Origin of the sequence: Saccharibacillus sp. O23 (assembly GCF_002205895.1) — a bacterium.
In the GTDB taxonomy this organism is placed as follows: domain Bacteria; phylum Bacillota; class Bacilli; order Paenibacillales; family Paenibacillaceae; genus Saccharibacillus.
In genome coordinates this window covers 199,833-215,277 of the sequence record NZ_NJDE01000009.1, presented here as the reverse complement: position 1 = coordinate 215,277, position 15,445 = coordinate 199,833, and the positions used below count along the sequence as shown (strand labels likewise).

General features: G+C 58.2%; 10 protein-coding genes. 4 read left to right on the top strand and 6 right to left on the bottom strand.

The genetic code is table 11. The annotated features are described in order from the left end of the window. Positions 1 to 28 precede the first annotated feature (28 nt). On the bottom strand, positions 29 to 781 hold the full coding sequence (locus tag CDO73_RS12985) for an MORN repeat-containing protein (protein ID WP_088488946.1): 753 nt from the start codon (positions 779 to 781) through the stop codon (positions 29 to 31). A gap of 122 nt (positions 782 to 903) precedes the next feature. Beyond that, positions 904 to 1,713, bottom strand: coding sequence for an alpha/beta fold hydrolase (locus CDO73_RS12980; RefSeq protein ID WP_179218691.1), 810 nt, complete (start codon positions 1,711 to 1,713; stop codon positions 904 to 906). Positions 1,714 to 1,976: 263 nt separating this feature from the next. Here CDO73_RS12980 and CDO73_RS12975 point away from each other — a divergent pair, with 263 nt between their 5' ends. Beyond that, on the top strand, positions 1,977 to 2,729 hold the full coding sequence (locus CDO73_RS12975; protein ID WP_088488944.1) for a TerC family protein: 753 nt from the start codon (positions 1,977 to 1,979) through the stop codon (positions 2,727 to 2,729). Positions 2,730 to 2,894: 165 nt separating this feature from the next. Here CDO73_RS12975 and CDO73_RS12970 read toward each other — a convergent pair whose 3' ends face one another. The 4 genes from CDO73_RS12970 to CDO73_RS12955 form a co-directional block, all read right to left on the bottom strand. Then, positions 2,895 to 3,455, bottom strand: coding sequence for an NADPH-dependent FMN reductase (locus tag CDO73_RS12970; RefSeq protein WP_088488943.1), 561 nt, complete (start codon positions 3,453 to 3,455; stop codon positions 2,895 to 2,897). Between the two features lie 229 nt (positions 3,456 to 3,684). Then, positions 3,685 to 5,352 (bottom strand): methyl-accepting chemotaxis protein, encoded by a 1,668-nt coding sequence (locus CDO73_RS12965; protein ID WP_088488942.1) that lies wholly within the window; start codon positions 5,350 to 5,352, stop codon positions 3,685 to 3,687. A 22-nt stretch (positions 5,353 to 5,374) separates the two neighbouring features. After that, the gene (locus tag CDO73_RS12960; protein WP_088488941.1) at positions 5,375 to 6,382 is read right to left on the bottom strand and encodes a BMP family lipoprotein; all 1,008 of its coding nucleotides are present in this window, start codon (positions 6,380 to 6,382) and stop codon (positions 5,375 to 5,377) included. A gap of 177 nt (positions 6,383 to 6,559) precedes the next feature. Continuing rightward, on the bottom strand, positions 6,560 to 7,822 hold the full coding sequence (locus CDO73_RS12955; protein ID WP_088488940.1) for a stalk domain-containing protein: 1,263 nt from the start codon (positions 7,820 to 7,822) through the stop codon (positions 6,560 to 6,562). A 247-nt stretch (positions 7,823 to 8,069) separates the two neighbouring features. Between CDO73_RS12955 and CDO73_RS12950 the strand changes: the two genes are divergently transcribed. The 3 genes from CDO73_RS12950 (at position 8,070) to CDO73_RS12940 (ending at position 15,374) form a co-directional block, all read left to right on the top strand. Further along, a complete protein-coding gene (locus CDO73_RS12950; protein WP_256972680.1) occupies positions 8,070 to 8,882 on the top strand; it encodes an alpha/beta fold hydrolase in 813 nt (270 codons plus the stop codon). A 36-nt stretch (positions 8,883 to 8,918) separates the two neighbouring features. Next, positions 8,919 to 9,941, top strand: coding sequence for a sensor domain-containing diguanylate cyclase (locus CDO73_RS12945; RefSeq protein WP_088488938.1), 1,023 nt, complete (start codon positions 8,919 to 8,921; stop codon positions 9,939 to 9,941). A gap of 381 nt (positions 9,942 to 10,322) precedes the next feature. Continuing rightward, entirely contained in the window at positions 10,323 to 15,374 is a 5,052-nt protein-coding gene (locus CDO73_RS12940) for a discoidin domain-containing protein (protein WP_088488937.1), read from the top strand. The last annotated feature ends 71 nt before the right edge of the window (positions 15,375 to 15,445 follow it).

Below are 15,445 nucleotides of genomic sequence, written 5' to 3'. Positions count from 1 at the left end.
TTCGCGGAAGCGCGGTCTTGACGATGTGCTACCGTTTGAGGCTCAAGCGTTTCGAGATCGCTTCGAACTGTCGCAGCACCGGCTCCACTTTGCTTGTCATCCCGCGAAGTTTCTTGAGCGCGGCAAGCCGCCGCTTCTCTTCCGCCGCGGTGCTGCCTTGGAAGATCGAATAACTCGCATGTTCCGAACCTTGGTAATACTGCACGTCGAACAACGTCCCGCTTTTCCAATCGGCCAGCAGGCTCGTATCGCTGCCCAGAATATCAAGCCGGTAATCCGCCCCGCGGTAAGAGAAGCTGTGGTCGGGATCGGCCGTCGCATGAACGACTTCGTACCCCCGGGTCCATCGATCGCCGCGAAAAACGCCGATACGGATCGTATCCGAAACGACCGGACCGCCGGGCGCTCCGATCTTCTCCCGCCATGTTCCGCTGCCGTTCATCCGATCGCCGCTCCACGTTCCCGTATAGACGATCCGATGCTCGAGACCCGTTTCCTCGTCCGTATAAACATTCGCGTATTTGCCTTCGCCGCTGCGTTTGCCGCCGACGAAGCTGCCCGAATACTGTTTGGAATCGCCCCAACGGATCGTGCCCCGTCCGTGCGGTTTGCCGCCGGCGACTTCGCCGTAATAGGTCGCGCGGGCCGAGATTTGCAGCCACTGTTTGGCCGAAGCCGCTTCCGCGACGCCGGCGTCTTTGCCGATCCCGAGAGGCGCGTCGATCAACAGCAGAGGAACGGCCAAAGCGAGAACGAGCGGAAGCGCGAATTTTTTTGACATGGATGCAAACAGTCCTTTCGACGGTGATTCCGTCCATTATAGCGCAGCCGCCGCCGAATTGTCCGCTGCTATTCGCAGGGTCTGTTGTTCCCGAACGGCGAACGCGGCGTACCGAGCCCATGTTAACGCCGGGCCGCCGATGCTTTGAGCGCGCTCAGCGCGATCGCCGAGAATTCGAGCGGCAGTTCGAGCTGCGGGTAATGGCCGCATCCTTCCATGCGAATCAGCGAAGAATGATAGATCTGCTCGTGCACGTAACGTCCCGTTCGCCGATTGAACAGATGATCCCATTCGCCTTCGACGATCACCACCGGACAAGAGATCTCGCGCAGTCGCTTGCGGGCGAGCGGGAACAGCGGACGCTGCATCGTGAGCCGCGAGCGGTAATGCACGCCGTTGGCCAGATACATGTCTTTTAACCGGGTACGGGCTCTGCGCTCTCTCGGCACGGCAAAACGCCAGAAACGGCTGCGCAGGAAACGGACCGCTCCGCGTTCGATGCCTTCGCGCTTGACCCGATGCATATCCCGCAGACGCTCCCAGACCAGACGCATCGGCGGCGGATTTCCGTTCAAGGAAGGCGCGATCAGAATAAGCTGTTCCACGTAATCGGGGTAAGCCAACGCGAAATCGATCGCTACCGCTCCGCCCGTGCAGGAACCGATGATCGAAGCCTGCCGAAGCCCGAAGTAGTCCAGAATCGCTTTCAGATCGAGGTACGGGGAAAACGTGTCGGTGATGGCGTCGCTGCGCCCGAATCCCCGCTGATCGTATCGGATAACGGTAAAACTGCGCGACAGCAGCTCGACGTGTTCGTCCCAGACGTCGAGATTGCAGTAAGCGCCGTGCAGAAGCACGAGCGGGCTTCCCTGCCCTTGCACCGATACGTTGAATTTCGCTCCGCCGATCGTATGGATTGCCGTTCGATTCATAAATGTTACCCGCCCTTCTCCGCCTGAAATTCCTTTTCTACCCGTTACCCTTCCTTGCTCCCCTGCGAATCGAACAGGCATCTTCACATTCTTGTCATTTATGATAAACTTTCATCGATACGCCTGAACGGAAAGGAGGTCGGAAGGCCGAACGATCGCGCGAATTTTTTTCTAAAATTTATTGAAACGCAATGCCGCGACGTCCGTATAACAAAGGTGCAACTGTAACGACTAACATATCTACAGGAAAGGGTTGTAACGAAATGGGCTATAGCCATCTATTCGAAATGAGCACCTTCCTCGAGGCGTTCGCGACGCCTACGGGATGGGGATTCATTCTGTCCCTGATCGTCATCGAGGGACTGTTGTCCGCGGACAACGCGCTCGTGCTGGCCGCAATCGTAAACAAGCTGCCGGAAAAACAAAGAAAAAAGGCGCTGCTCTACGGATTGTGGGGCGCTTACGTCTTCCGGATCGTCGCAATCGGAGTCGGGATCTACCTCGTCCAGATTTCCTGGGTCAAGTATATCGGCGCCGCTTACCTGCTCTGGATCGCCGTCAAACACTTCTGGGATAAATTCAGAGCGAGCGGAGACGACGACGGAGACGAAAACGAAGAAGAATCCGGTCTGCAACGATTGCTCGCCAAGACCGGTCTGAGCCTGTTCGTGCGCACGATCATCACCGTCGAAATGATGGACATCGCCTTCTCGATCGACTCGATCCTCGCCGCGTTCGCGATCTCGCCGAACCCGTGGATTCTGATCGCCGGCGGTCTGCTCGGGATTCTGATGATGCGTCTCGTCGCCACGGTCATCTTGAAGCTGATGGACAAGATTCCGGAGCTGGAGAACGCGGCTTTCGTCTTGATCTTCATCATCGGCATGAAGATGATCCTCGACACGGCAGGCGTGTACCATATGAGCCACACCACATTCTTCATCATTCTGGTTGCGGTCTTCGCGATCACTTTCGTGATCAACCGGATTCGCGTCAGCAAGAACGCGGCACACTAATGGTTTTATCGCATCCGATCTGACCTCTTCAACGGTCAAGGCATCGATCGAATCAAACGCACAGAAGCCCGAAATTTCCGGTGGTTATCGGAATTTTCGGGCTTCTTCTCTATATGAAACTGACACGAAATCTAACCCCGGCGCGAAGCCGGGAGTAGGAACGAATCAGGCTTGAGCCGCGGCCGGCACGCGCAGCGTCTTGAGCGCTCCACTCCAAGCCAAGACTTGATCAAACATGCCGTTCAGGTTGATCAAGTGCAGATCGGCCGGCTTGAACGTCGCGCCGTTCTCGAAGTCGGTGAACAGCGACAGCGCCGGATGGACGCGAACGTCGGCGACGGACAGCTCGCCCAAGATGCCGCGCAGATGTTCCGCCGCGCGCGCGCCGCCTACCGAACCGTAGCTGACGATGCCGGCAGCTTTGTTGTTCCAAGCTTCGCGAGCGTAATCAAGCGCGTTCTTGAGCGAAGCGGAGATGCTGTGGTTGTACTCTTGAACGATGAACACGAAGCCGTCGAGTTCGGCCAGCTTGGCGTTCCAAGCCGTCGCCTGTTCCGTCGCGTCGGCTTCACCGAGCAGCGGCAGGCGATAGTCGGCGATATCCACGATTTGATAGTTGGCATCGCCGCGTTCGTCGGCGATGCGTTTCACCCATTCGCCGACCTGCGGGCTGAGACGTCCTTGACGCGTGCTTCCCAAGATAATTCCGATGTTGAGCTTTTCCATGATTGATTCCTCCTAAGATTTTTAGATTCTTTTTTTTAAATTTATTTAAGTTTGTTACTAACTTTTTGTTATGAATAAATCATAGCACAGCTTTTTCGGGGTTGCAATAACTTTACTTACTTTTTTATAGAAAATATTTTTACGTAAAAAAAACCGGACGCGCCCTATCGAGGCACCTCCGGTTTTTCGGTTCTTTTTGCTTCATGATTCACGCCGCCTGCGTCGGCCGTTAAGCCTCCAAACGGAAACGATCCAGTTCGCGCTGCATTTCTTCGCGGACTTGAAGCAGTTCTTTGACTTTGCTGCCGATCTCTTCGAACGACCGCTTCTGTTCGTCGGTCGAAGCGGTAATCTCTTCGCTGCCGGCAGCCGATTGCTGCGTAACCGCGCTGATATTCTCGACCGCCTGCTGAACTTGCACGCTCAATCGGCGGGATTCTTCCATATCGCCGGACAGCTTGCCGACGCTTGCCGCGATCTGGCGAACCCGTTCGCTGATCGCCACGAACGATTCTTCGGTCGAAACCGAAGCTTCTTCTTGGCGGCGGAACAGTTCGAGGCTCTGCCCGACCGAACTTTTCACGCGGCTCATGGACACGGAGATCTCCTCGACGGCGGCGAAAATCTCGCGGGCGGACGAATCCGACTGCTCCGCAAGCTTATTGACTTCGCCCGCGACGACGGCGAATCCTCGTCCGGCTTCGCCGGCCCGCGCCGCTTCGATCGAAGCGTTCAACGACAGCAGCGTCGTCTGCTTCGCGATCTGCGCGACATGTTCCGTCATGGTGGAGATTCGAGCGGCGCTGGCTTCCAGCTCGCGCACGGTCTGTTCGACCTCCGACATCGCCGAGCGATTCACGCCGGTGATCTCCAGCTGCTCGCGCATGACCGCTTCGCCGCTCTCGACGAAGCGCAGCGCTTCTTCCGTCGCGGAAGACGATTTCACCGTCTCGGCCAGATTGGCCTCGAAATTGCGCTGCATCCCGTCGACGACTTCCACGGTATGGTTCAGGTCTTCGGCGATCCGCTGACTGCCGATCGCCAACTCTTCGGTCGAGGTCGCGACCTGCGAGACGACGTCCTGCATCATGGCGTTGCGCTCGTCCAATTCTCCCGCCACGCGGTCGAGCACGCCGCCGCTGCTCTCGATCGAACCGACGATGCCGCGCAGATTGTCGATCATGGTCGCGAAGGCGTCGTTCAATTCGTCCAGTTCGTCCCGGCCTTTGGAACGGTCCAATTGCAGCCCCAGATCGCCGTCCGCGATCCGCGCCGCCGCTTCTTTCATCCGACGCGTCCGCAGAGCCAGTTTGCGCGCGAACCGCGCGTTGAACCAACCGAGCGCGATCAGCAGCAGTACGGCTCCCGCCAACGCGATCTCCCAAGTCAGCTTGATATCCGAAGTCAGATCGGACGTATAGGCGTTATAGCGCTCTTTGGTCAACACGTCCAGCCGGTAAGCGTCGTTCTGAATGCCTTGAATGCGCGCCGCCTGCCGCTTCGCTTCGGGACTGTCCTGATTCTCCAGCGCTTTGAGCGAGCCTTCGGACAGCTCGGCGAACTTCGTCGAGATCGAAGCCAGCCAATCTTTCTGCTCCGCCGAATCGAGACTGGTGTCTTCGCTTTCGGTCAACTTTGCCAAAGTCGCTTTGACCGTCTCCAAACGGCCGGTGACTTCGGCTTTATTGCTTTCGGTCATCGAGAACGAATAACCGTTCAGCGATTGGCTGAGTCCGCCGAGATCCGCGTTCAACTGCTGCACGTTCAGCATGTCGGGCACGAGCGTCTGATTCTGCGAATTGATCTGAAGCAGTTGGAAAATGATATACCCGACCAGCGCCAGCGAAGCCACCAGCGAGATCATGGCGTTGAGAAGCAATTTACCTTGTAGTTTCATCCGCTTTTCCCTCCGTCCCGTGTTAAGGAAGCTTCACGTTAATTTTGCCCGAGACCAGACCTTCGGTCAGCTCGTCCATCTTCTTCTGCTGTTCGTCCGTCAAGTTTACGACCCGGATCGGAGCCAGTCCGACCCCCTTCTCTTTCAGGCCGAATACCATGTCTTTCACGGGGAACTTGCCTTTATTTTCGTTAAACGTCTTCACCGCGCTGAAGATCGAGTTGTCCACGTTTTTGATCATGGAGGTGACGACTGCCTTTTCCGCGATAAAAAATTGATCCGTATCGACGCCGATCGCGTATTTGCCGCGGCTTTGCGCTTCTTGGAGCGCGCCTACGCCGGTCAGGCCCGCGACGGTATAGATCACGTCCGCCCCGTCGTCTTGAATCATGGAAGCGGCGATCGAAGCGCCGAGCTTCGTATTGCCGAAGTCGCCCGCATAAACGACTTTGACCTGCGCGTTCGGATTGACCGCTTTCGCGCCCTGCTCGTAACCGGCTTGGAACTTCTTGAGCAGATCCGATTCGACGCCGCCGAGAAATCCGATATGGTCGGTTCGGGTCGTCAGAGCCGCCAATGCGCCTGCCAGATAGCTGCCTTCTTCCGCTTTGAACGTGATCGAAGCGACATTCGGCAGTTCCGACGTATCGTCCACGATCAAATACTGCTTATCCGGGTTGGCTTTGGCCGACGCTTCCAGACTTTCTTTGACCATATAACCCAAGCCGATGATCAGATCGTTATCTTTTTCTACCAGCTGCTTGAACGCGTCGTCGTAAGTTCCGGCCTTCCCGATCTCCCGGTAGTCGAACAAGACGCCGTCTTCGTCGCGCGCTTTCATCAAACCGCGAAACGCGGCATCGCTGTAGGATTGGTCTCCCAGACCGACATCGGACAGTACGACTCCGATCTCCGGCCGTTCTTCGGCGCTTGCCGCTTGCGGCTGCTGAGAACCGCATGCCGCGAGCAGCAGCATCGAACCCAGCAGCGGAATCCAGAGAACCCGTTTCGCTTTGTTGCTCTTTTGCATGCTTACACCCCTATCTATTGTCTGAACATCCTTTACCTTTATCGCCGAATTCCCGCTAACTTGTTAGAGATAAGGAAAGTTTTCATGTCAGATTTGCAGAGATTCGATAAAAACGGCGGCCGGAACGCGAAAAAGGAAGACCGAAAGGTTCGGTCTTCCTTTTTCGTCTTTCCCGGCTTATTGCGAGTCCGTTTCCGCGCCGCCAAGCTCGATGACTGGATCCGGTTCTTCGCTGTATCCGTTCAGCAAGTCGCGATCACTGTGCAAAAACGCGCCTCCGGACATCGGCTCCAGCAGCCATTTGCCGTCCGAACCTTTGATCGCGACGAAGACTTTGTCCAGCACGGAAGTGCCCGGCGCGAGCAGGTCGTCCGCAGGAGCGGTACGCGCGATCGACGCATAGACCCATGCCCCGCTGCTGCCGGCATGATCGAATACGACCGCTTTGTTCAACCGGTAATCGTAATTTTCGTGAATGAACGTGCTGCCTACCGTGTATACGATATCTTTGAAAGTCGGGAACAGCGACATTTTCTGCAATTCGTCAAGCCTCATCAAGGCGACCACGCCTTCCGCGTCTTCTTCGTCCAGAGCTTTTACATAAGCACCAACCAATTCTCGGATAGCCGCTTTATCGGCAGCGCCGATTTTCGGATCTTCTTTCTCGGCGACGCTTTTGTAGTTCGGATATTCGGTTTCGTAACGGTCTTTCGAAGAGTCGACTTCCCAAGAGCGATCGAAGGTTCGATACAATTGGACTTCCGCATGGATGATCGTATCGAAAAGATTTCGGTCTCCGTCTTCCGTCGAGATGCCTCGCGGCACAAACACCTTCGCCGTTACCGTAGCGGTATCTCCCGAGGTCTCCAATTTCAAATCGGATATTTTACCCGCGTAATATTGCCCGATCTCCGCTTTTGCGGCATTCAAAATTTTCTTTTGGACCGATGCCGAAAGCTGGACTTCGTTTTCCATAATATAAATCGTGCCGGATTCGACATCGAAATCGGCGCTGAACGCCTCCGATTGATTGAACGTTTCGAGCAGAACCATTACGTTTCCGCCATCGTTCGTAACCGTAGGCGCGTAAGCATATTTGAACAACTTTCCGTCGACGTAAATTTTGCGGTTTTTGACGTCTACCGTTATTTTAGCCGCTTCCGATACCGCCTTGATTTGCTTTTTCGCTTTATCGTACGACACGTCAAACCCCAAGGCCCGCGCCGCGCTCGCGAAATCGATATAGATATCTCCGTTCTCCATGATCGGAAACGCGCTCGGCGAAATCTCCTCTCCCGCTACTTCGGTTCGAACCGGCCACAACATCGTTTCCGCCGCCTGCGCCGGCAAGCTGACCGCGAGCAGCGATACCGCCAAAGCCGCAACCGTCCCTTTTCGGATCAAATTTTTCTTCAAATTCTTTCCGCGTGTCCGTCTCATCTTTTGTTATCCCCTGTTCTCGATTAAAGTGCATGCGCTTTAAAGCAATTCGGCAACCATCGAACGATTCCTTCCGGGCTGAAGGCCTAACGAATAATTTTCGAATCGGACAAAGCAGGGTCGAAAACCACTCCTACAATCCGACATTTTTCGCTATAATAATGAGCATTAGGTCACTTCAAGCTCCTATCGAATTATGGGACACTTAACAGACGGAAATCGATCAAGGAATCGGGGGCAAGGAAAGTTGGGGAGAAGCTTGGATATTTTGAAACGCAATCACGTAACCGTTCTCGGCAGCGGAGAACGGACGCTTGTGTTCGGGCACGGTTTCGGCTGCGATCAGAAGATGTGGAGACTCGTCGCTCCGCGTTTCGCCGATCGCTACCGCGTCGTTCTGTTCGATTATGTAGGTTCGGGCCTGTCGCAGTTGGATCAATACGATCCGGCCAAATACGGCAGCCTTGCAGGCTATAGCCGCGATCTGCTGGACGTCATGGAAGCGTTGGAGCTTCGCGATGCCGTGTTCGTAGGCCATTCGGTGAGCAGCATGATCGGAGCGATGGCTTCGATCCGGCATCCGGAGTATTTCGAACGGCTGGTCATGGTCGGTCCGTCTCCTCGGTATCTGAACGATCCGCCGGGTTATTACGGCGGATTCGACCGGGACGATATCGACGAGCTGTTGGAGATGATGCAGCTCAATTTCAGCGGATGGGCCAGCTATATGGCGCCCGCCGCCATGCAAAACGGAGATCGGCGGGAACTGTCCGACGAATTGGAGCGGCAGTTCGCGTCGCGCGATCCGCGCATCGCCCGCCAATTCGCCGAAGTGACGTTCTACTCCGACTGCCGCGATATCCTTGGCGAAGTGCAGACTCCGACGCTCATTCTGCAATGCGCGGAAGACAGCATCGCGCCGCTCGAAGTCGGCGATTATCTGCACAAACACTTAAACGGCAGCACGCTGAACCGGATGACGGCCAAAGGCCATTATCCGCAGCTCAGCCAGCCGGACGAAACGTTCGAACGCATCGATCATTATTTAGCCGGTCTATAGACTTCTCGTCGGATCGCTGGAAAGGCAGTTTACTTCATGGATAATCAACTGGACCGCGCGCCCGGCGGATACGTATCGTTCTCGGAATCCGGATTCGTGCAGTCGGTCAACCGCACGTTTCTGGATATGCTCGGCATAAAAGAAGCCGAAGAACTGATCGGCCGCCACGTCGAAACGATCATGTCGGCGACCAATAAAATGTTTTTCCATACGTATTTCTATCCGCATATTCAACTCTACGGACGCATCGACGAGATGTATTTCTCGTTCCGTTCGGCCGACCGGCAGATCATTCCGGTGCTGCTTAACGGCGTGCGGCAGGAACGGGACGGACAGGTCTTTATCGACTGCGTCGCTCTTCTCATGCGCAAACGGCTGGAGTACGAGAAAGACACGCTGCGCAGCAAGCGGCAGTTGGAAGAACTGTACGCGGCGACGACCGAGATGAACGCGCAGCTTCAATCGCTGCACGCCGAGTACGAACGCAAACAGCAGGCGCTGACGGAAATGAATCGCGGCTTGCAGGCTCTGGCTTCGACCGATCCGTTAACCGGTCTCCATAACCGGCGGTTCTTCCAAGATTGCCTGCGCGGCGAGCTGCTCGCCTGCCGCAACAACGGCGCTTCGCTGTCGCTGCTGATCGTCGATATCGACCATTTCAAACGGATCAACGACACGTACGGGCATCCGGTCGGCGATTTCGTGCTGATCGAGCTGGCTCGCCTGCTGCGGGACTCGACAGGCGCCGGCAGCATCTGCGCCCGCTTCGGCGGCGAAGAATTCGTCGTGCTGCTGCCCGCGACCGGGCAAGCGGAAGCCGTCGCCGTCGCCGAACGGGCGCGATCCGCGATCGCCGAGACGCCGCTCGGCTCGCATCGCGTCACCGTCAGCATTGGCGTCGATACGGTCCTTCCGGATTCGACCGAAGCATCGCTGCTGGAGCGCGCGGATCTGGCGTTGTACGCTTCGAAAAGCGGCGGACGCAACCGCACGACGCATGCGAACGACCTGCCGAACGCGAACGACCTCCCGCCTACGAACGATCTGTCGAACGCATAGAACGGCGGACGAACCGATCCCGAACCTTCGAATCCCGCTTTTGCCGCGGCGTTCGAAGGTTCTTTTCGTCGTTAGAGAGCCGAGCGCGGCCGCCGCGGCATCGTACCGCAATCGTTCGGCCGCGCCCCCGAATACCAGAAATTCCTCTCCGGCTTTCTCTTTTTCTTTCGGCTTCTCTGGTCAGGGCTTTTTTGCTTGCTTGCCGAGTTTTCGGGACGTTGGTCCTCGTTCTTTAAGACCTTTTTTACGATTTGAGCAAGATTCGACCAATTCCTGAATAAATCAAACAGGAAATTGGTAAAAACGGTCCGAATAAGTATGACCATGCTCGGCTTTGCCGATCGGAAAGTCCACTAGAGACAGACAGAGGAGAGATCAGAAATGGTTGGAAGAAAAAGAAAACCCGGAGCCGAAAGCGGGAAACGTTCGAAACGTCGGATCGCTGCCGCGCTGGCGCTGCTGCTGTCGCTCGGCGAAGGCGCCAATATCGGCTGGGCGGCCGCTCCGGCCTCGTCGACACATGCCGAAGCGTCGGAAACGGTCCGGCTGCTGTCGCAGAATCGTCCGATGTATGCTTCTTCTTCGCTCGGAGGCGGCACGCCGAATCTGGCCGCCGACGGCGACGCTTCGACCCGTTGGGAAAGCGCGTGGCAGAAAGATCCGCAGTGGATCTACGTCGATCTGGGCGCGGAAGCGGATATTTCGCGGATCGAGATCGATTGGGAGAACGCCTACTCGTCCGCTTATCGGATTCAAGTGTCGAGCGACGAACTGAACTGGCGGGACGTCTACGAGACTTCGCAAGGCGCGGGCGGCAAAGAAATCGTCAAGCCGACCGGATCTTCAACAGGACGATACGTCCGGCTCTACAGCACGAAGCGTTCTCAGCAGGCGTACGGCGTCTCGATCTGGGAATTCCGGGTGTACGGCACGGGCGGATCGAACGTCGATCCGAGACCGGCGGCGGCCAATCTGGCGCTGCATCGGCCGGTCGAAGTCTCTTCGTTGGAGATCGACGAGCATCTGAACAAGCCAGAGAACGAACGTCCGCAGCCGAGAGACTATCTGGCCGAGGGCGCGACCGACGGCGATCGCGGCACCCGGTGGGCTTCCAAGTTCGAAACGGACGGCTGGATCTCGGTCGATCTGGGCGAATCGAAGCGGATCGGCGGCGTGAATTTCGATTGGGAGAACTCGTACGCCCGCGCGTACGATATCCTCGTCTCCGACGACAACGAGCATTGGAAGACCGTCTATCGCCAGCTCGACGGCTCCGGCAAGAAAGAGCATGTGCCGCTGTACGCGGAAGGCCGCTACGTCAAAATGCAGGGCCTCGCCCGTTCCAACGGTTACGGCTACTCGCTGTTCGAATTCGAGGTGCTGGAATACCGCGAAGGCGACGAACGACCGGTCTACGAGATTCCGGCGATTCCGCAGGCGGAAACCGTGCAGGTCGGATCGGGCAGCTACGAGATCGGCGATCTGTCGCAGCTCGAACCGCGCAGTCCCAAGTTTGCGGCGGACGATCTGAAGGCGCCTTTCCCGTCCAACGATTGGTGGCAGTCGCTGCTGATCTTCAATCTGGGCGAAAGCAACGGCGTGATCACGCTGCCTTTCAAAAGCAAATATACGGCGATGGGCCTCGCCGTCGCGACGCCGGGCGCGGGCTTCGCGTCTTCGGACGGCGGTTCGGTCAACGCGGACGGCGATCCGGATCTGTACCTGAACGCATCGTCTATCGACCCGTCGAAGATTCGCTCCACCGTCACGGGGTACGGCGACTATTCGGTCGACGTCATGCTGAGCGACGACGAGACGCCGAAGATGCGGACCACCTTCGTCAAAGGTTCGCCGTATCTGTACAGCACGTTCGAGCAGCCGGATTCCGTCGTGCTGCGCGCGGCGAATCTGACGCGTCTCTACGATGCGGACGGCCGGACGGTCGAGCTGGAAGACGGCGGCGTCTTGACGGCGGACCATATCGGGATCGAGATTACGAACACCGACCGAGCGCCTGCGCCGCAGACGTTCCGGAGACAGTACGGATTATTCGCGCCTCCCGGAACCACGTTCATGAAATTGGGCGATACGCTCAAGATCAAGTTCGCCGAAGGAGACGGCTATCTGTCGCTGGCGGCGCTGCCGTCCACGGAAGATCTGCCGATGTATTACCGGCACGGCTACGCTTTCGTGACCGATACGCGCGTGGATTATCGTTACGACGCGGCTTCGGCGCTCGTCACCACCGATTTCTCGGCGACGACGCAGCTCAAGCGCGAAGGCTTCCCGAACGAGACGCTCGCCGCGCTGCTGCCGCATCAATGGAAGATCGCGAAGTCGGAACTGACCGATCTGACGTACCCGTCGATTCGCGGCACGCTCAAAGTGCATGAAGGCAACACGTTCACGACGCAGGACCGTTTCGGCGGGTTGGTTCCGCAGTTCGCGGAGCCGGACGGATCGGAACGTTATTCCCGCGTGGAGCTCAGCGCCTATCTGGATCTGCTCGACGCGGACATCGCGGGCGGACTGATGAGCGAAGATCCGTATTGGCAGGGCAAAAAGCTGCATCCGCTGGCGATGGGCGTATTGGTCAGCGACCAGATCGGCGATACGCAGCGGCGCGACGCTTACCTGAAAACGCTGCGCGGCATTTTGACCGACTGGTACACGTATTCCCCGGACGAGCCTAAGCATTCGTATTATTTCCATTACTCGCCGGCTTGGGGTTCGATCTTCCCGTATGCCAGCGGCTTCGGCGTGAATACGGGGCTGACGGACCACCATTTCACGTACGGCTATTACGTATTCGCTTCGGCGGTGCTGGCGCAGTACGACGAGAGCTTCAAACAGGAATACGGCGGCATGGTCGAGCATCTGATCCGCGACTACGCCAATCCGTCGCGCACCGACGATCTGTATCCGTGGATGCGCAACTTCGATCCGTACGAAGGCCATTCGTGGGCCGGTGGCTTCGCCGACAACGCGAGCGGCAACAATCAGGAAGCGGCCGGCGAAGCGCTCTTCGGCTGGGTCGGACAATTCATGTGGGGCGAAGCGACCGGCAACGACGATTACCGCGACGCCGCGATCTGGGGCTTCACGACGGAGATCAAAGCCGCCGAGCAGTATTGGTTCGATTACGACGGCGACAATTTCCTGCCGGGATACGCCCATGCTTCGGCCGGCCAAGTCTACGGCAGCGCGTATGCGTACACCACCTTCTTCTCCGGCGAACCCGAGCAGATCTACGGCATTCATTGGCTGCCGCTCGGCGAATGGATGTCTTATTACGGACGCGATCCGCAGAAAGCGGCAGATCTCTACGACGGAATGCTGGCGGATATCCGTAAACAAAGCGGCGGCAGCGCCGAAGCCGAGCGGAGCTGGCAGCATATCATCTGGCCGTTCCAAGCCCTGAGCGATTCGGAAGCGGTCTTGGACAAATGGGACCCGAGCGTGATGCAGGCGAACGAGATCTTTAACGCCTATTGGTTCACCCACGCGATGAACGCGCTGGGCAGCCGCGCCCAAGACGTCTGGAGCGACGATCCGGCCGTCACGACGTATCGCAAAAACGGCGTCTATTCCGCGGAGGTCTGGAATCCGTCCGCCGAACCGAAAACGGTCGGCTTCTATAAAGAAAGCGGAAAAATCGGTTCGGCCGTCGTGCCTGCCAAAACGCTGGCGCAGGTCGATCCGACGAAAGATTCCGTCGTCGTGCCGGACGACCAGTCCGGCATCCGTTATCTGGACCGCTCCGAATGGACGTTGACCGCTTCCTCCGAACAAGGCAGCGATCCGGTCTCGAACATGATCGACGGCAGCTTGTCGACGCGTTGGACGTCCGGCTCCGCGCAGAATCCGTCGCAATGGTTCCAAGTCGATCTCGGCTCGAAGCAGAGCTTCGACACGCTGTTCATGAACTCCGGCACGAGCGGCGGCGATTACGCCCGCGGGTATCGGGTGTTCGTGTCGGAAGACGGCGAAGATTGGGGCGAGCCCGTCGCTTCGGGAGAAGGCCGGTCTTCGGGTATCGCGGTCGAATTGGGCGCGCGTCAGGCTCGGTATATCCGCGTCGAATCGACGACGAGCGCCGACAACTGGTGGTCCATCGCCGAACTGCGCGTCGCTTCGTTCGGCGGCGGAAACGGCGGACCGCCGCAGCCCGAGACTCCGCTTCCGGGCGGACCGGGCAGCCGCGATCAATGGCGGGCGACCGCTTTCGCGCAGAACGGCGACGAGACGCCCGAAGCGATGCTGGACGGCGACGCGTCTACCCGCTGGGCTTCCGGCCGTCCGCAAACGAACGGACAGTGGGTAACCGTCGATCTGGGCGGCACGGCCGCGATCGATACGGTCGTCATCGACGCCGGAGGATCGGCCGACGACGCGGCGGACGGTTATCGGGTCATGCTGTCGCAGGACGGCCGCTCTTGGAGCGAACCGGTCGCCGCGGGGCGCAAAAACGGCGCTTCCGTCGTACGCGCCACGTTCGCCGCGCAAACCGCCCGCTACGTCAAAATCGTGCAGACCGGCGAATCGTCCAACTGGTGGTCGATCGCCGAACTCGACGTGCAGCTTAACGGAACAGGCAAACTGAAAGCTTTGACTCCCGACGGTTGGAATCTGGAAGCTTCGTCTTCCGCCTCCGGCGAAGAACCGGCTGCCGTACTCGACGGCGATGCCGGCACGCGGTGGTCGAGCGGCGAACCGCAGCGCGAAGGTCAACGGCTGACGCTCGACTTCGGCCGACCGACCGAATTCAGTCAGATCCTGCTGGACAGCGCCGGAAGTCCCGACGATTACGCGCGCGCTTATGCCGTATACGTCTCGGACGACGGCACGGACTGGGGACAGCCTGTCGCGACGATGCAAGGAACAGGCGCTCGGACCGTCGCTTCGTTCGCGCCGCGGCTTGCCCGTTACGCGCGAATCGAACTGACGGCTTCGCATGCGCAGTGGTGGTCGGTATCCGGATTGACCGTATTCGCGCCGGACAGCGGCGGCGCCCTGCCGGACGACGGCCTGCCGACGCTGCTGGATCGCACGGACTGGACCGTGACGACTTCCATGCCGGAGCGCGAAGATTACCCGATCGCCGCCATGCTTGACGGCGACGTTTCCAGCCGTTGGTCTTCCGGCGAAACGCAGACGGCGGGCCAATGGATCGCGATCGATCTGGGCGAAGCCGCGACGTTCTCCCGCGTTCGCTTAGCCTCCGCTTCCGCGCCGGACGATTATGCCCGCGCATACGCGGTCGAGACTTCGGCCGACGGGATCGAATGGACAGCGGCAGCATCCGGAGAAGGAAGCGCAGACGGCATCGACGCGGCGTTCGACGCGCCGCGAACGGCGCGTTACCTGCGGATCGCGCAGAACGGAACCGCGGATTACTGGTGGTCGGTCTCCGAATTGAACGTATACCGCTGATTCATGACGCATCAATAGCCGTCCCGGCTTGCCGAATCGTTCGGTTCGCCGGGACGGCTTTTTGCGTTTAT